This window comes from Streptomyces polyrhachis (assembly GCF_042663125.1).
GTDB classification, from domain to species: Bacteria; Actinomycetota; Actinomycetes; order Streptomycetales; family Streptomycetaceae; genus Streptomyces; species Streptomyces polyrhachii.
Genome location: NZ_JBHSZO010000008.1, coordinates 144,268 through 161,322 on the forward strand (window position 1 = coordinate 144,268; position 17,055 = coordinate 161,322).

General features: G+C 72.4%; 13 protein-coding genes. 3 read left to right on the forward strand and 10 right to left on the reverse strand.

The window, feature by feature from the left end; translation table 11 throughout:
- Positions 1–2: 2 nt before the first annotated feature.
- Positions 3–1,829, reverse strand: coding sequence for an acyl-CoA dehydrogenase (locus tag ACFQLX_RS07635; protein ID WP_386413292.1), 1,827 nt, complete (start codon positions 1,827–1,829; stop codon positions 3–5).
- A 226-nt stretch (positions 1,830–2,055) separates the two neighbouring features.
- On the opposite strand from ACFQLX_RS07635, the gene ACFQLX_RS07640 reads away from it, so the two are divergent.
- Both ACFQLX_RS07640 and ACFQLX_RS07645 read left to right on the forward strand, forming a co-directional pair.
- Positions 2,056–2,586 carry an SseB family protein gene (locus ACFQLX_RS07640; RefSeq protein WP_386413293.1) on the forward strand — a complete coding sequence of 177 codons (531 nt, stop codon included), beginning with the start codon at positions 2,056–2,058 and terminating at the stop codon, positions 2,584–2,586.
- 124 nt (positions 2,587–2,710) lie between these two features.
- The gene (locus tag ACFQLX_RS07645) at positions 2,711–3,931 is read left to right on the forward strand and encodes a cellulase family glycosylhydrolase (protein ID WP_386413295.1); all 1,221 of its coding nucleotides are present in this window, start codon (positions 2,711–2,713) and stop codon (positions 3,929–3,931) included.
- A 30-nt stretch (positions 3,932–3,961) separates the two neighbouring features.
- Here ACFQLX_RS07645 and ACFQLX_RS07650 read toward each other — a convergent pair whose 3' ends face one another.
- The 9 genes from ACFQLX_RS07650 to ACFQLX_RS07690 form a co-directional block, all read right to left on the reverse strand.
- Positions 3,962–6,343, reverse strand: coding sequence for a glycosyltransferase (locus tag ACFQLX_RS07650; RefSeq protein ID WP_386413296.1), 2,382 nt, complete (start codon positions 6,341–6,343; stop codon positions 3,962–3,964).
- A complete protein-coding gene (locus tag ACFQLX_RS07655) occupies positions 6,340–7,860 on the reverse strand; it encodes a lipopolysaccharide biosynthesis protein (protein ID WP_386413298.1) in 1,521 nt (506 codons plus the stop codon). The genes ACFQLX_RS07650 and ACFQLX_RS07655 overlap by 4 nt, the downstream gene beginning before the upstream one ends.
- Positions 7,853–9,016 carry a glycosyltransferase family 4 protein gene (locus ACFQLX_RS07660; RefSeq protein WP_386413299.1) on the reverse strand — a complete coding sequence of 388 codons (1,164 nt, stop codon included), beginning with the start codon at positions 9,014–9,016 and terminating at the stop codon, positions 7,853–7,855. The genes ACFQLX_RS07655 and ACFQLX_RS07660 overlap by 8 nt, the downstream gene beginning before the upstream one ends.
- Positions 9,013–11,307: a DUF2206 domain-containing protein gene (locus ACFQLX_RS07665; RefSeq protein WP_386413300.1), complete on the reverse strand. Its 2,295-nt coding sequence runs from the start codon at positions 11,305–11,307 to the stop codon at positions 9,013–9,015. The genes ACFQLX_RS07660 and ACFQLX_RS07665 overlap by 4 nt, the downstream gene beginning before the upstream one ends.
- Entirely contained in the window at positions 11,304–12,398 is a 1,095-nt protein-coding gene (locus tag ACFQLX_RS07670; RefSeq protein ID WP_386413301.1) for a glycosyltransferase family 4 protein, read from the reverse strand. Before ACFQLX_RS07670 ends, ACFQLX_RS07665 begins: the two co-directional genes overlap by 4 nt.
- Positions 12,398–12,907, reverse strand: a complete 510-nt coding sequence (locus ACFQLX_RS07675; RefSeq protein ID WP_386413303.1) for a hypothetical protein — start codon at positions 12,905–12,907, stop codon at positions 12,398–12,400. The genes ACFQLX_RS07670 and ACFQLX_RS07675 overlap by 1 nt, the downstream gene beginning before the upstream one ends.
- Entirely contained in the window at positions 12,904–13,743 is an 840-nt protein-coding gene (locus ACFQLX_RS07680; RefSeq protein ID WP_386413304.1) for a glycosyltransferase family 2 protein, read from the reverse strand. Before ACFQLX_RS07680 ends, ACFQLX_RS07675 begins: the two co-directional genes overlap by 4 nt.
- 317 nt (positions 13,744–14,060) lie before the next feature.
- Positions 14,061–15,185 carry a LamG domain-containing protein gene (locus ACFQLX_RS07685; RefSeq protein ID WP_386413306.1) on the reverse strand — a complete coding sequence of 375 codons (1,125 nt, stop codon included), beginning with the start codon at positions 15,183–15,185 and terminating at the stop codon, positions 14,061–14,063.
- A gap of 83 nt (positions 15,186–15,268) precedes the next feature.
- Positions 15,269–16,069 carry a carbon-nitrogen family hydrolase gene (locus ACFQLX_RS07690; protein ID WP_386413307.1) on the reverse strand — a complete coding sequence of 267 codons (801 nt, stop codon included), beginning with the start codon at positions 16,067–16,069 and terminating at the stop codon, positions 15,269–15,271.
- A 150-nt stretch (positions 16,070–16,219) separates the two neighbouring features.
- Here ACFQLX_RS07690 and ACFQLX_RS07695 point away from each other — a divergent pair, with 150 nt between their 5' ends.
- Positions 16,220–17,044, forward strand: coding sequence for a maleylpyruvate isomerase family mycothiol-dependent enzyme (locus ACFQLX_RS07695; protein ID WP_386413308.1), 825 nt, complete (start codon positions 16,220–16,222; stop codon positions 17,042–17,044).
- Positions 17,045–17,055 lie beyond the last annotated feature (11 nt).

The following is a 17,055-nucleotide window of genomic DNA, read 5'->3' on the forward strand; positions in this document are numbered from 1 at the left end:
CGTCAGAACGCCGCCTCGTCCAGCTCCATGAGGTCCAGGTCCACGCCCTCGGCGATCGCGCGCTGGACGGCGACGCCCGGCAGGATGTTCGCGGCGAAGAACTTCGCAGCGGCGATCTTGCCGGTGTAGAACGGGACGTCCTTGGCGGAGGCGGCGGGCAGCTTCCCGGCGGCCACGGCGGCGCCCTTGAGCAGCAGGTAGCCGACCACCACGTCGCCGGCGGCGAGCAGCAGGCGGGTGCTGTTCAGGCCGACCTTGTAGATGTTCTTGACGTCCTGCTCGGTCGCCGCGAGGTCCGTGAGCATGCGGCCGACGATGGCCTCCAGCTCGACGGCCGCCTTGGCCAGCTCCTCGCGGGCGCCGGCCAGCTCCTCGCCGCCCACGCCGCCGGCGAGGAACTTCTTGATCTCCTCGCTGAGCGCGGTGAGCGCCTGGCCCTGGTTGCGGACGATCTTGCGGAAGAAGAAGTCCTGGCCCTGGATGGCGGTGGTGCCCTCGTACAGGGTGTCGATCTTGGCGTCGCGGATGTACTGCTCGATCGGGTACTCCTGCAGGAAGCCGGAGCCGCCGAAGGTCTGCAGCGACTGGGCGAGCTGCTCGTAGCCCTTCTCGGAGCCGTAGCCCTTGACGATCGGCAGGAGGAGGTCGTTGAGCGCGTGCTCGGTCTTGGCGTCCTCGCCGGCCGCCTCCTTGACCGCGATGGCGTCCTGGATGGAGGCCGTGTACAGGACGAGGGCGCGCATGCCCTCCGCGTACGCCTTCTGCGTGATCAGCGAGCGGCGCACGTCGGGGTGGTGGGTGATGGTGACCTTGGGCGCGTTCTTGTCCATGAACTCGGCCAGGTCGGCGCCCTGGACGCGCTCCTTGGCGTACTCCAGGGCGTTGAGGTAGCCCGTGGAGAGGGTGGAGATCGCCTTCGTGCCGACCATCATGCGGGCGAACTCGATGATGCGGAACATCTGGCGGATGCCGTCGTGCTTGTCGCCGATCAGCCAGCCCTTGGCGGGGTGGCGGTCGCCGAAGGTCATCTCGCAGGTGTTGGAGGCCTTCAGGCCCATCTTGTGCTCGACGTTGGTGGCGTAGACGCCGTTGCGCTCGCCCAGCTCGCCGGTCTCGAAGTCGAAGAGGAACTTCGGGACGAGGAAGAGGGACAGGCCCTTGGTGCCGGGGCCGGCGCCCTCGGGGCGGGCGAGGACGTAGTGGAGGATGTTCTCCTCCATGTCGTGCTCACCGGAGGTGATGAAGCGCTTCACGCCCTCGATGTGCCAGGAGCCGTCCTCCTGCTGGACGGCCTTGGAGCGGCCGGCGCCGACGTCGGAGCCGGCGTCCGGCTCGGTGAGGACCATGGTGGAGCCCCAGGTCTTCTCGACGGCGAGCTTGGCGATGTGCCGCTGGACCTCGTTGCCCTCCTCGTGCAGGATGCGCGCGAAGGCGGGGCCGGAGGTGTACATCCAGATGGCCGGGTTGGAGCCGAGGATGAGCTCCGCGTAGGCCCAGATCAGGGACGGCGGGGTGTTGGTGCCGCCGATCTCCTCGGGCAGGCCGAGCCGCCAGTACTCGGAGTCCATGAAGGCGCGGTAGCTCTTCTTGAAGGTGTCCGGGATCGGGGCGGTGTTGGTCTCGGGGTCGAAGACCGGGGGGTTGCGGTCGGCGTCGGCGAAGGACTCCGCCAGCTCGTTCTCGGCGAGGCGGGCGACCTCGGACAGGACGCTCCTGGCGGTCTCGGTGTCCATCTCCTCGAAGTGCCCCGTGCCGTACAGGCTGTCGCGGCCGAGCACCTCGAAGAGGTTGAACTCGATGTCCCGGAGGTTCGACTTGTAGTGGCCCATCGCGGCAGCTCCTGCATCAGGCGTGAAGGGGATCAGCGGATATACATGATGCTACCCGCCGGTAACAAGAAACAAGCCCGGAGCGGCGGTGACATTCGCCCGTTCGGCGTGATCTGCCGCACGGCGCCCCTCGCCGCACCCCGCGCCGTACCCCTCGCAGCCCCCCGCACACCCGGCCCCGCACACCCCCCTCCCAGCACCTCGCCGCGCCGGTAGGCTCGGGTGCATGTACGGCTACGACCAGAACGCGGGGCCCGGCGGCCACCAGGGACACCCCGGCCATCCTGGCCAGCACCAGCAGGGGTACGCCGCCCCGCAGCCGCCGTACGGCGCGGGCGACGGCGGCTACGCCGCCGCCCCCGGCTACGCCGCCCAGGCGCCGCACTACCCCGAGCCCTCACCGCCCTCCCTCGCCGAGGCGGTGCGCGCCTTCACCTCCGGCTCCCTGGCGGTGGAGGACTTCCAGCACGTCTTCGCCACGGCGAAGATCTACTGCCCGCGCGGCGAGAACCCCGGCTTCCTGGCCCTGCACGACACCCAGCAGCCGGTCATCCCCCTCTTCACCTCCCTCAAGGAGCTGCGCCGCTACGCCGGCCGGGAGTCGAAGTACTTCACGGTGACGGGCGCGGAGGTCCTGGACCTGCTGCCGACGGGCTACGGCTTCGTGCTGGACATGGAGGGGGAGCACCGGATGGTGGTGGACGCGAAGGCGGTCGAGGAGATGGTGGACTTCGCGATGCGGCGGATGTACGGCTGAGGGATCCGGCCGGGGGTATGGCTGGGGGGTGCGGCCGGGGGTCCGGCGGCCGTCCCGCGGTCGTCCCAACTGTGCTGGCCGGACCGCCACATGGTCCGAATACGCCCGGTACTAGGCTGTGCGCATGGTGAGAGAGTCAGTCCGACGGACCCGGTTCGGCGTCGCGCTGGTGGCGTTCCTGCTGTCGGCCGCCGTCACGGTGCTGGCCTTCGACGAGCCCGGAGCGGTCTCGAAGCCCGTGGCCGAGGACGGGAAAGCCCCCGCCGCGGCGCCCCGGGGCAAGCAGCACGCACTGCGTATCGGCCTCTCCTACGGTGACACCCTCACCTGGAAGTCCGACCACGAGCTGGCGATCGGGCTGGACGACGCCCTGCGGCTGGGCGCCGACTGGATCCGTATCGACCTGTCCTGGAACAACATCCAGCCGTCGAACTCCTACAACTACAACTGGCACCGCTTCGACCGGCTGGTCGCGGCCGCGCAGGAGCGCGATCTGCAGATCCTGGCCACGATCGCCTACACCCCGGAATGGGCCCGCAAGCCGGGCTGCCCGAAGCCGACCTGCCCGCCGGCCGACCCGCAGGCCTTCGCCGCGTTCGCCAAACTCGCCGCGCAGCGCTACGCGCCCAAGGGCATCCACTACTGGGAGATCTGGAACGAGCAGAACATCCGGCCGTTCTGGTTCCCGAACCCCGATCCGGCGGCGTACGCCGAGCTGCTGAAGGTCACCGCGCGCGCCATCCGCGGCGCGGACCGGGACGCGTACCTGCTCTTCGGCGGCCTGGCGGTGGTCGGCGACAGCAGGGCCAAGGGCTTCGTCTCCGATCTCGACTTCGTCGAGAGCGTGTCCAGGCGGGGCGGCAACAAGGTCGTGGACGCCATCAGCTACCACCCGTACACGTACCCCCATCTGCCCAGCGCCAGAACGGACTTCGGTACGGCCTTCGAGAAGATCAGTACGGCCAAGAAGAACCTCGTGGCCGTGCTGCAGCGGCACGGCACCCCGCGGCTGCCGATCTGGATCACCGAGACCGGGGCGCCGACGGACGGGCCCGGCGGCGCCACGGACGGCAGGTCGAAGGAGTCGCTGAAGGGCGTCACCCACGTGACGGAGCGGCGGCAGGCGGAGATCGCCGCCGACACGATGGCCGCCTCGGCGGCCAACGACTACGTCGAGTCGGTGTTCTGGTTCGCCCAGCAGGACTCCGGTACGAAGGCCCAGCGGTCGAGCAGGTCGCGGTTCTACGGCCTGCGGCGCTACGACGGGACGGCCAAACCGTCGTACGAGGCGCTGCAGCGGGCGATCGAGGAGTACGAGCGGTCGCTGGACAAGAAGGGCGACTGACGGACGCGCTCCTCCCGCCGCCCCCCGCTCCTACAGCGAGCGGAACAGCTCCACGTACCGCCCGGTGATCGTCTGCCAGTCGTAGTGGGCCTCCGCACGGGCCCGCCCGGCCGCCCCCAGCCGGTCGGCCAGCTCCGGGTCCGCGAGCAGTTCGCGCACCGCGGCCGCCAGGGCCGAGGGGTCGTCCGGCGGCACGAGCAGACCGGCCTCGCCGCGGCCCGTGGTCTGCGAGAGGCCGCCGACCGTCGAGGCGATCACCGGCGTACCGCAGGCCATGGCCTCCGCCAGGATCGTCCCGAAGCACTCCGAGTCCGTGAGCGACGGCAGCGCCAGCACGGCCGCGGTGCGCAGCGCCTCGGTCATCTCGGTGCCGTGCAGCTCACCCACGGCGTCCACCCGGCCGCGCACCCCCGACTCGGCTGCGAGAGCGAGCAGCCGGCTCAGGTCGTCGCCCCCGCCGACCAGCTTCAGCCGCATTCCCGGTACGTCGTCGAGCTGGGCGAAGGCGCGGATGAGCCGGTCGACGCCCTTCCACGGGGACGTGGTGTCCATCCGGCCGGCGTAGACCAGCGTGCGGGGCCGCGTCGACGGCGGGGCGCCGGGGGTGAAGCGGGCCAGGTCCACACCGGGCGTGATCTCCACGGAGCCCGGGACGCGGGCGGCCATCGAGCCCTCGCAGACGGCGACGAGGGCCGTGGAGCGGGCGAACACCCGGGGCAGGACGCGGCGTTCGTAGAAGCCGATGAGACGGTCGGCGAGACCGCTTCCGGCGACGCCCTTGTGCATCGAGCCCGCGTGGTACGTAAGGACGGACGGACGGCCCCGCCCCGGCAGCGCGGCCGCCAGATCGGCGAGCCCGGGGACGGGGGCGTGCGCGTTGACGACCTCGGCGCCGGTGCGGCGCAGCCAGTGGCGGAGCTGGAACGGCCACAGCGGGCTGAGCGGAGTGTTGGAGAGCCTGGTCCACGCGCCGAGCCGGACGACCCGCACCCCGTCCTCGGTGGACACCCGGGTGCGCACGCCCGGCCGGGTGGTGATGACCACCGGGCGCAGGTCCGGCGCGGCGGCGACGGCGCGGGCCAGGTGGGCGGCGTAGTTCTCGACGCCTCCGACCTTGGGCGGGTAGTACGCCGAGACGATCGCCACCGTACGCGGCCGGACGGGGGGCACGGCCGCGCGCAGCAGTGCGGGGAAGCGCTCCGCGTCCGCCGTGTACGCCGGCAGCCGCTCCGCCATCGTCGCCCGGTAGCCGGAGGGGTCCTCGTACAGCCGCTCCGCCAGTGCCCGCAGCCTGCCGTGGGTGACGTCCTCGATCGGGATGACCCACTCCCCCAGGCCCAGGTCGGCCATGATGCCGCGGGTCTTGTGCTCGTACTCGATGGCCACGCACGGCACCCCGCTGGTCAGCGCGAAGATCACCGAGTGGAAGCGGGTGCCGATCAGCATCCGGCACTGGTGGTAGAGGCCCTTGAGGTCGCGGTAGTCCACCCGCTCGTCGAGCCGCAGGGGGCCGGAGGCGCAGTGGTCGGCGATGCGGCGCTCCACGATGCGGTCGTCGTCGTCCATGTAGTCCGTGCTGACCTGGGGGATCAGGACGACGCGGGCGCCGCGTGCCTGCAGGTCGTCGATGGTCGCGGCGACGGCGCGCTCGTAGCGCTCCTGGGCCGCGGGCGCGAGCCAGCGGCGGGCGGTGACGCCGACCAGGGGCACGTCCGCGGCGAGGCCGAGCCGGGCGCGCCAGTCGGAGGTGACCGGCGGTTCGAAGGCGAAGCCGGAGTCGACGGCCCGCTGGATCCGCTCCGCGGGCAGTCCGCAGCCGCGCAGCTGCGCCACGCTCACGTCCTCCCGGGCGAGCACCGCCGCCGCCCGGCCGAGCACCCGGCGGACCAGGAGCCGCTGGACGCGGGCGGGGAAGGGGCCGAAGGACTGCGGGGCGAAGACCACCGGGACGCCCGCCCGCTGGGCGAGCAGGGCGGGCAGCAGGACGAAGTACACGTTCTGGTAGCCGTCGAGGCCCTTGCGGGCCAGGACGTAGGCGCCGCCGGTGGAGACCACCAGGTCGGCCGAGGCCAGGGCCTCGGCCTCCCGGCGCGGCTCGGCGGGCAGCAGCCGCAGCAGCAGCCGGCCGAGCGGGCGGGGCGCGGCCAGGGCGGCGGCGCAGAGCAGTCCGATCAGGACGCGGCGCGACTGCCGCCGCAGGAAGGGGATGTCGGAGGTGGCGACGTAGCGGCGGATGGAGCCGAGGTTGGGCGCGCCCTCGAAGTCGGGGCGCGCCGCGGCGTCCTCCATGCCGGCGATGACGACCTCGGCGCCGGGGTACGCCTCGCGTATCTGGCGCAGGCACACCGACGTCAGGGCCGCGTCGCCGCCGTTCTCCCGTACGTAGCTGTTGATGATGACGATCTTCTTCATCGGCGGCGCCTCTTGGGCCTCTCGTCGTAGTGGTGTGCGGCCCAGGTGGGCGGCTTCCAGGGCTCGCGCGGCCGCGGGGCGGCGGCGCCGTGGTAGACGTCGCGCAGCGGACCCAGGTCCCAGGGGCCGAGTTGCAGGGTGGGGTCGTCCTCCGCCAGCCGCCGTGCCAGCCAGTCGCCGTCCCCGGCGGGCGCGGGCACGACGGGCCCTGTGTGCCCGGTGGGCCCTGACGGGGCGGCGGGGGCCGCCGCTGCGGGGGAGGGCCGGCTGCCGAGCAGCGAGAGCGAGGCGAGGCAGCCGGCGGCCAGGTTGCCCGCTCCCCAGGCGAGACCGACCCAGAGCAGTCCGCGCGGGGTCCAGAGCACGGCCAGACCCACGGAGACCGCGGCCAGGACTAGGTTGCTGAGGATCAGCCGCTTCATCCGGCGCAGCAGCTTCAGGGCGAAGCAGGCCCAGGTGTTGAGCGCGACGGCCAGGGCGCTCAGCGCCAGTACGCACAGCAGGTCGCGGGCGCTGTCGGCGTAGCTGCCGCCGAAGACCTTCAGCAGCAGACCGCCGCCGAGGGCGACGGCGGTGACGGCCGGCACCTGCACCACCGCGATGATCTTGGCGCTGCGGCGCATCATCTCGCCGAACCGCGAGGGGTCGGCCGAGACCTCGGCGAAGATCGCCTCGCCCACGGCCGCGGAGACCGCGTTGAGCAGGCTGGCTATCTGGAAGGCGATGAAGTAGTAGCCGGCCTGCGCCGCGCCCAGGTAGTGCAGGACGATCAGCGGCAGCGCCATCACCGGCGCCAGGTTGACCACGCTGGAGACATGGCTGGCGACCGAGAAGCGCAGTTGCTCGCGCAGCCGGGTGCCGCGCCCGAGGAAGTCGAGGCGGAAGCCCAGTTTCGCCCGCATCAGCAGCAGCATGCTGACCACGGCGACCACGAAGCCGCCGCCCGCCGAGCCCAGGATCCCGGCGGTGCCCAGTCCGGTCAGCGCCGCCGGGAGGGCGAGCTTGGCGGCGCCCTGGAGCAGGCCGTCGGAGAGCACGTTGAACTGGGGGGTGCGGGCCGCGATGAAGACGGACTTCATCAGCAGGTTGACCGCCGCGCAGGCGCAGAACAGCACGAAGGCGGCGATCCAGGCGGGGTCCTCCCGGATGAACAGCAGTTTCTGCCCGTAGAGCGGGAGTCCCAGCAGGTAGACGCCGGCGGCGGCGCAGGCGAGCACGGCGACCAGCAGCATCGACTGGGTGATCTGCGCGTCGCGGGAGGGCTCGGGCGCGGGGAAGCGGATCAGTGTGCTGTTGAGCCCCGCCAGGCTGAGGAACGCCAGCAGGGTCGTGGCGGAGATGAGGGAGGTGGCCAGGCCCACCTGCTCGGGACTGTAGTAGCGCGCGACGACGACCCAGAAGAGGAAGCTGAGGCCGGCGGTGACGACGGTCGACGCCAGGAGGAAGAAGGAGCTGACGAAGACCTGGTCGGGCCCGCTCCTGAGCTGTCGATGGCGGCCGGCGTGCCCACTAGCCATGTCCGCGGCGGGCTTCTTGGTAGTGCCCCAGCAGCGCGTCCACATGCTCCTCCCAATCGAACGCCGTCGCGGCGTACGTTCGAGAATAGTCGCCCATGCGGAGGCGCCGGTCTCCGTCCGCGGCCAACTCCGCCAGCGCCCGGCGCAGTACGGCCGTCTCGCGCGGCAGCAGCACGGTGCGCGAGCGGTCGAGTCGGTACGGGGCGTAGCCGGGGTCGTCGGTCGTCACCACGGGCAGCCCCGAGGCCATCGCCTCCTGCACCGTGAGCGGGAACCCCTCCCCGGTCGAGGGCAGCGCGAACACGTCGCAGGCGCGGTACACCTCGGCCAGTTCGGCGGCCGGCAGCGCGCCCAGGGCGTGCACGCCGGGGCGCTTGTCGGGGCCTTCGTCGAAAAGGGCGCCGCCGTCTCCGGCCAGCACCAGCTCGTAGCCGGCGCCCGGTTCGTACGCCTGGAGCAGCAGGTCGTACCCCTTCTTCGGCACCAGCCGGCCGGCGAAGAGCACCAGCACCCCGGCCGCCGGGAGGCCGTGGCGCCGGCGCGCGGCGGCCCGCTCCCCCTCGTCGGCGGGCGGCCGGAAGCGCACGGTGTCCACCCCGTTGGCGAGGTGGCCCGGGGTCCGCGCCCCGTGGCGCCGGACGAAGGCCGCCACCGAGGCGTTGAGCGTCAGCACCCGGCGGGCCCGGCGCAGCAGCAGCCGCCCGGCCGTGGCGTACACCGCCCGCTGCACGCCGCGGACCAGTGCAAAGGGGTGCTGGACCAGGGCCACGTGCTGGGTGAGCAGGTGGGGGGTGCCGGTGAGGGCGGCGGCCAGTCCCGCGGCCCAGGAGGTGGGGTACAGGCAGTCGTGGATGTGCACCACGTCCGCCTGCCGGGCCAGGCGCAGGGCCTGGGCCGCCAGCCGGGGCGAGGGCAGCGGGAAGGGCACGCCGGCGCGTCGTTCGGCTCCGTTGAACGCGGCGACGCGGACCACCCGTACGCCGTCCTCCCGGGTGACGGAGGTCCGCTCGCCGGTGGTCAGCACCGTGACCTGCGCACCGCGGGCGGCGAGGCGGACGGCCTCCTCGCGGACGACGTTCTCGATGCCGCCGAGGTGCGGGGGGTAGTAGTGGCAGACCAGCAGGACGCGGGGGAGGGCGTCGGGAGGGGGGGTCATCGGTAGATCGCCGCGCCTTCGCTGCTGTAGATCCGGTTCTTGGTCTTCTTCAGCAGCTCGACCGGGTAGCGGTAGGTGATCAGGTCTCCCCGGTAGAAGATCGTCACGTCGCCCCGCCGCACGGTGGTCGTGCCGAGCAGTACGTAGGAGTCGCTGCGCAGCAGCGTGGGGTAGATGTCGGGCTGCGCGTAGCCCTCGATCAGGGTCTGCAGCCGGGCGTAGGAGTAGCGGTCGGTCTGCAGGGCGCCGTCCCGCCCGTGCCGGCTGCTCTGCTGCTCCAGCCAGAACGCGGCCTGCCGTTCCGCGGCGTGCGGGTAGTAGACGTCGTAGTACATGCCGGCGTTGTCCAGCTGCAGCTGCGCCGGATAGCCCCCGAGTGCCTTGGGGACCGTCCCGGAGAGGTCCAGCAGCAGTCCCGCCACCAGCGCGCACACCAGCGGCACGCTGCGCCGGGCCGCCCAGCGCAGCAGCCACAGCGTGCCCGCGGCCATGAACGGGGCGAAGACGAACATCCCCTGCTGGAAGGCCCGCAGGACGCCGTAGTCGACGGAGAGCTGGGGCAGCACGGTGAGCAGCATCAGCACGCTCAGGGCGCCGATGGTCAGCGTGATCTGGTCGCGCAGCGGATGGAACGCCTTGCGCCGGGCGAAGGCGGTCACCGCGAAGCCGACGAGCACCAGCACCTGCAGCAGCAGCGCGGCGCCCTGGCGCAGCAGGGTGTTGAGGCCGCTCACGCTCACCCCGGCGAGCTCCAGCGCCCGCCCGGCCGCGGTCAGCGGCAGATCGGGCTGGGTGGCGACCTGCGGGTGGTAGCGCTCGACGGCCTTGAGCGGCAGGTAGATTCCCTCGGCGCGTTCCCGCTTCGTGAGTTCCAGTGATTCGCGGCGGAAGTCCCCGAGTCGCTCCTCCGGGCTGGCCTTCTCGCCGCCGAAGAGGCTGTACGAGGTGTCGGACGAGCCGCCCTGCCCCTGACCGGGGCCGAGCACGTCGGTGACGACGGCACCCAGGGTCTTGCCCAGCTGGCCGCCGGTGTGGGTGACGGGCCCCGCCCAACCGAGCGCGGCCACCGCGGGGATGACGACCATCCACCAGCTGATGAAGCTGCGGGTACGGAACCGGCGCCGCGCCCTGGCCCGCGCCTGCGGGGTGACCCCCCGCCACAGCAGGTCGACGACCCAGGTGATGCCGAGGGTCGCCACCACCACGTAGATCGTCGAGTAGTGGGCCAGCGCGGTGGCGGCGATCAGCGCGGTGAACGCGATCCGCCGGCCGCGGATGGGGCGTACCGAGTCGGTGAACACGAGCATGGCGCAGCCGAAGAGCAGGAAGGCGATCTCCTGCCGGCCGAGGAAGACCATGTCGGTGAAGAAGGTCGGGAAGATCATGAAGTAGGCGGCCGCCAGCAGTGCCACCAGCGGCGGCGCGATGTTGCGCACCGACCGGTGGACCAGCACCGGGGTGAAGGCGAACAGCAGCGGCAGGACGACCTTGAAGACGTGGATCTCGGGGATCGCGGTCAGCTTCACCACGCTCACCGGCAGCAGCGTGATGCTCAGACAGGCGTTGTACGGGTCGGGGAACTTGGCGATGTCCCAGTAGTCGCCGCCGAGCGTCAGCCGGAAGTACTCGTACTCGCGCTGGACATCGTGGCCGGTGATGTGCCAGCCGCGCAGCGAGGTGAGCAGCAGCAGGGCGGCGGCCGCGGCGTACAGCCCGGTCTCGACCACCCCGGCCGGGTACTGCCGCCGTTTGGCGATCAGCAGCACCAGCAGGGCCGCGACCAGCAGGAACGCGACGGTGCTCACCCCGCCGCCCAGACCGTTGTTGAGCCGGACGGGACCGGCCACGGACAGGGTCAGGGCGAGTGCGCCCAGGCTCAGCACCGGGACGAGTCCGGGCGGCCGGCCTCGCCCCCCGCCGGTCGGCGGGCGCTCCTCCTCCGGCAGGAGGGCGCCGAGCACGATCAGCACCATCGCCTGGGCGCCGGCCAGGCTGACGCGGGTGAGCGGCCGTTCGATCCCGCCCAGGGGGAGCAGGGTGTTCACCGCGAGCGCCACGAGTATCGCCGTGAGGACGGTGAAGCCGAGCGCGAGCAGGAGGCTGCCGGTCCGGCTGGCGACCACCTTGGCGGCGGTGCCGCGCCAGATCAGGGTCGGCGCCACGAAGAGCAACCACAGTCCGGCGGCCGTCCGCGGCGCCCAGGGCATGCCGTCCGGCATCTCGGCCAGGCATGCCAGTGCGGTGCCCGCGAGGACGGCGTTTCGTCCCGCGAGCACGGAGGGTCGGCTCATACGCCGGCCTCGGCGTAGACCTTCTCCACCTGCGCCGCCACGGTCTCCCAGGTGTAGGCGCGCGCCGCGGCGGCGCTGCGCCCGGCCAGCTCGCGGCGGAGCCCCGGTTCGGCGGCGAGGCGGTCCACGGCCGCGGCGAGCGGCGCGGGGTCGGGGGCGGCGAGCAGGCCCACCCCGTCGAGCAGTTCGCGGGTGCCGGGGACGTCGGTGGCCACCACGGGCAGCGCGGCCGCCATCGCCTCCAGCACGACCAGCGGCATGCCCTCCTTGTCCGACGCCAGTACGAAGGCGTCGGCCTCGGCGTAGGCCCGCACGAGCTCGTCCCCGAAGAGCGGCCCGGCGAACTCGACGCCCGCCAGCCCCAGTCGGGCCGCCTGCGCCTCCAGCTCCGGGCGCAGCTCGCCGTCCCCGACGATGCGCAGCTCCACCGGCCGCGTCAGCAGGCTCATCGCCTCCAGCAGCCGGCCGACGTTCTTCTGCACGCTGAGCCTGCCGACGTACAGCAGCCGCAGCGGGTGCTGCGGATCGGGCCGCACCGGCCGGAAGTAGCTGCTGGAGACGCCGTTGGGCACGAGGTGGATCCGCTCGCGCGCCACCCGGTAGGCGCGGTGCACGAAGTCGCCCTGGGCGGCGTTGAGGACGATCACGCCCGCCGCGGCCCGCAGCACCCGGCCGAAGACGTGCTTCTTGTACGCGGGAAGCAGCCGGCCGAAGCGGCCCGAGGCGTCGACGTCGAGATGGAAGTGGAGCAGGAAGCGCCGCCGCTTGAGCAGCGCGCTCAGCGCCACCAGTTCGGGCAGCACGGCGTGCGCGGAGTGCAGGTGCAGCACGGCGCCGCGCGGCGCCCTCAGCAGCGAGCCGAGCAGGCCAGGGGCGAGCGGGGTGTGCGCCACCTCCACCGCGCGGTGGCGGCGCACGCGCAGCGGACCCCCGCGGTCGCGGCGGGGCGCGGAGCCGGCGCCGATGTCCGTGGTCAGCACCCGCACGTCGTGGCCCGCCGCGGCCTGCTGGGCGGCGAGGTGGGACACCACGCGCTCCAGGCCGCCCAGGTGGGGCGGGTAGTACGGGGTTATCTGGTAGATCGTGCGCATCAGCGGGTAGCTGCTCCCAAGCTGTACTGCAGGGTCTGCGCGAAGCCGGCCAGCGCCACCCGCACCATGGCCGCCTCGGCCTTCCCCTTCGTGTCGAGCCGGGCGGTCGCCCCCACCGGGGCGCCCCGGTGGGGCTTGACCCGCAGGGTGGTGGACCCGACCGCCCTGCCCTTCGCGGTCTCCAGCGTGACGGTCACCCGGTGCGTCCGCACCCCGGTGCCGTGGTCGTTGACCGCGAGCGGCACCACGACCGTGGTGCCGTCGAAGTGCGGGTCCTTGGTGAAGTAGAGCTCGGTGTACGGCTCCGGCTGGCGGGTGAAGGACTGCGCCAGCACCTCGCGTACGGACGGTACGAACCAGCCGGCGGCGGCCAGCGCCGCCACCAGTGCCACGGCCGCCGCGATCAGCGGCAGCCGCTCGTGCATCCGCGGCTCACGGCGGCGGCGGCCACCCCGCGGCGGTGCGCCGCGCGCCCTGCGGGGGGCCTCCTCGTCGAGCCTTGGACTCATACCGCCTCGTAACGGTCCGTCTTCCGCGGGGACTTCGCCGAGTGCGGCTCCCCGGTCCGCTGTCCGGGGACGAACGCGCCCGACTGCGGCTGCCCGGCCCCGTCGGACCGCACGATACCGGCCGGCTCCGCGGCCTCGTCCGGCCCCTCGGCGTCCCGGCGGAAGCGGTGCGCGAAGAGCTGGCGCAGATTGGCCATCCCGTCGGGCAGCGCGCGCAGCTTCACCTCGCCGTGCCGCTTGCGGTACTCGATGGGCACTTCCGCGAAACGGTAACCGGCCCGCGTGGCGGCGTTCTTGATCTCCTGGGAGAAGGCCATCCCCGCGGAGCGCACGTCGATGCCGTGCCACACATGGCGGCGGAAGATCCACATACCGGACTGGGAGTCGCGCAGGCCGTTGCGGAACAGCGCCCGGCTCAGCGCGCTCAGCGCGTGGTTGGCGAGGGTGTGCGAGGGCTTCATCGCGTCGCGGTTGTCGCGGTGCAGCCGGTCGGTGGTCATGAACTCGATGTCCCGCTCGACCAGCGCGCCCAGCAGCTCGGGCAGCGAGTCGAAGGGATACGTGCAGTCGGCGTCTCCGGTGGCAATGACGTCGCCGCGGGCCGCGTCGAAGCCGGCCTGGTAGGCGTTTCCGTAGCCGCGCTCGGGCTGGCTCACCACCCGGGCGCCCAGCAGTCGGGCGACCTCGGCGGTGTCGTCGGTCGAGGCGTTGTCGACCACGATCACCTCGGTCTCCCACCCGGCCCGCTTCAGCTCGTCCAGGGGGACGGAGTCCATCACCTGGGGCAGGTTGGGCGCCTCGTTGAGGGCAGGGATGACGATCGACAGCGAAGGCACTGCTTCCCCCCGGGAGTTGGTCGTTGCCGGTCACACAGCGCGCAGGTCCACGCACCACCGCACCTTCCGACCCTCCTCTGCGGGGGCGGTCGGCCGGGGCAGGTGCAGTGGTCGTCACATGGTCCGCAGCGCTTTCGTTCGATATTCACTTGTTCGAGCGATACCGAGACGGAAGTGACTGTAGTCGATGAATGCTTACGGCACGATTCTTCGTTACTGATCCGTAAGTGGCTTTCGATGAGACAGCGTTGCCTTCGTCAGCACGAGGTCCAGCACGAGGTCCAGCACGACGTCCGGCACAGCGGTCAGTACGACGGTCAGCCGATCAGCCAGGACGCCGACGGGTCCTCGGTGAGCCCCGACCCCTTCTTCAACGCCGCCGCCTGCTCCGCGCTGAGCGCGGTGTCCCAGACCATGACGTGGCCCAGCACACCCGCCCACGGGCTGCCCCAGATCGAGTGGTGGCGGGAGCGCCCCACCTGCAGCGGTCCCGGCCCCGACCAGACGGCGGACGTCTTGGCCGTCGCGGCCGGCTTCCCGTCCACGTAGAGGGTGACGGACTTCTTCCCGGCGTCGTGGACGGCGGTCAGCAGCGCCCAGGTGTTGACGGTGTTCGCACCCTTGGAGTTGACCTTCACCGTGGTGGAGTCGGCTCCCTTGTCGCCGTTCTGCACCCGGAAGAACCACGACAGCTTGCCGTGGTCGTCCTCGCGCCCGAGCTCGAAGGAGTACGAGACGCCGTCGCCCTGGCTGATGGCCACCCGGGTGCCGCCGGGGGCCTCGTTCTGCACCCAGGCGGACACGGTGAAGCTCCCGCGCACGTCGACCAGCTGATCGGCGGACTGGGCGAAGGAGTTGGGGTTGCTGCGCAGCCTCAGCACATGGCCGTTGGGGACCTTGGTCACCAAAGCGTCGGGGCCGAGCGCGAGATGCGACTGACCGGACTTGTCCGCGAGCAGGTTCGCCTCGCCCGGGACCAGCGGGGAGTTCTTCTCCTTCTCCTTCTCCTTCCCGGCCGCCGTGCCGTCGCCCTTGCCCCCCGTCGTGGCCGAGGCGCCGGCGGAGGGGCCGCTCTTCGGCTCATCACCGCCGCCCACGCCCTTGAGCACCGCGAACCCCACGCCGGCGCCCAGCGCGCAGGCCGCGACCACGACGACCGCCGTGATCCGCCACTTGCGCCGGCGCATCCGGCCCTCGTGCTGGTTCGCCAGGGACTGCCAGTCCGGCTGCGACGGGAGCGGGAAGGACGGCCCGGCCGGACCACCCATCGAGGTGGGCCAGTCGGCGCTCCCGGGCTGCTGCCCGCCCCCGCCCGACGGTGAGCCGAACCCGCTTCCCGGCACCGATCCCATGGGTGTGCCCGAAGGGATCGTGGGCTGGTAGTCCCTCGGCTCGGGTATGCCGCTGCCATTCCCCGCGGGGCGGTCCGTACCGTCAGTCATGGGACGGATGCTAGAACATCAATGCGTATAACAGGAGTTGTTCCTGCCCGCGAAGAGGTCACACTCCGGTGTCGGAGCGCACCTCAGCGGCCCTGCGCCCGCCCCGCGTCCAGCCTCCGGTCCTTCAACGCCGGGAAGGATTCGCGGTACTCCGCCAGTGCCGGCAGGTCCAGCACCGCCGTCAGGGCCTCCTCGCCGGGGCCCGCCTCCGCCAGGACCGCGCCGTCCGGGGCGACCACCAGCGAGTGGCCGTTCTGCTCGACGCCCGCGTGGGTGCCCGCCGTGCCGCAGGCCAGGACGTACGCCTGGTTCTCGATCGCGCGGGCCACCGCCAGCGCCCGCCAGTGCGCGCCGCGTCTGGCGGGCCAGCCCGCCGGGACCACCAGCACCTGCGCGCCGCCGTCGACCAGCAGGCGGAACAGCTCGGGGAAGCGCAGGTCGTAGCAGGTCGCCAGGCCCAGCACCGTGTCCGCCGCCGCGAACGTGACCGCCTCCTCGCCCGGTGACATCAGCACCGCCTCGCCCCGGTCGAAGCCGAAGCGGTGCACCTTGCGGTAGTACGCGGCGAGTTCGCCGTCGGGGGCGAAGAGCAGCGAGGTGTTGAACAGCCCGCCGTCCGGCGCCCGTTCCACGATCGACCCCGCGTGCAGCCACACCCCCGCCGACCGCGCCGCCTCCGACATCGCGCGCGCCGTCGGGCCGTCCGTACGCGACTCCGCCGACGCCTCGAAGTCGTCGAAGGCGAAGGCTCCGACGGGCCACAGCTCCGGCAGCACCACGAGGTCCGCGCCCGCCTGCCCCCCGACCAGCGCCGCCACCCGCCCGCGGCGCGATTGGGGGGATTCCTGCGGGTCTACGTCGATCTGGAGGAGCGAGACGCGCACGTCCTCACCATCCCTTGGGTCAAGCCCTGATTACGGACCTGCGATCGTCGCCCGAAAGGAGTGCCGACCGCCGTTCGGGCAGCGTAACTTAGAGGCCATTCCCGCTTCCCCACCTGCTTTGTGCAAGATCAAGTTCTCCTGAGGGGCCCTGTGACCGTCCACCCGAGTCTTCAGCCGTCCATCGAAGCCTGGACCCAGTCGGCGGAGGCGATAGCCGAGCTGGTCTCGCCCCTGACGGAGGGCGAGTGGAACCAGCCCAGCGGTCTGCCCGGCTGGTCGGTCAAGGACCTCGTCTCCCACGTCATCGGCGGCGAGTGCGAGGCGCTCGGCGACCCCCGGCCCATCCACAGCCTGCCGGTGGACCTCTACCACGTGCGGACCGAGCGGGCCCGCTACAACGAGATCCAGGTCGACGTCCGCCGCCACCACACCTCCCCGGAGATGACCGGCGAGCTGGAGTACACCCTGATCCGCCGCGGCCGCCAGCTGCGCGACGAGAAGCGCGACCCGGAGGCGACCGTGCGCGGCCCGCTCGGCCGGATGACCACCCTGCGCGAGCAGCTGCGCGAGCGGGCCTTCGACGTGTGGGTGCACGAGCAGGACCTGCGCCGCGTCCTGGGCCGCCCCGGCGCCCTCGACGGCCCCGGCGCCCACCACGCGCGCGACGTGCTGCTGGAGCGGCTGCCCGCCGTCGTCACCGAGGGCGCGGGCGCCCCGCCCGAGACGGTGGTCGTCGTCGACGTCACGGGCCCGGTCGACTTCATGCGCACGGTCCGGGTGGACGCCGAGGGCCGGGGCAGCGTCGACGGGCGGGTGTCGCTGGCGCCGACGGTGACCCTCAGCACCGACTGGGAGACGTACCACCTGCTGGCCTGCGGCCGGCTGCGCCCCGGCGCGGCGGGCGAGCAGGTCAAGCTCGACGGCGACCAGGAGCTGGGGCAGGCGGTACTGCGGCACTTCGCGGTCAGCGGGTAGTACGGGGCACC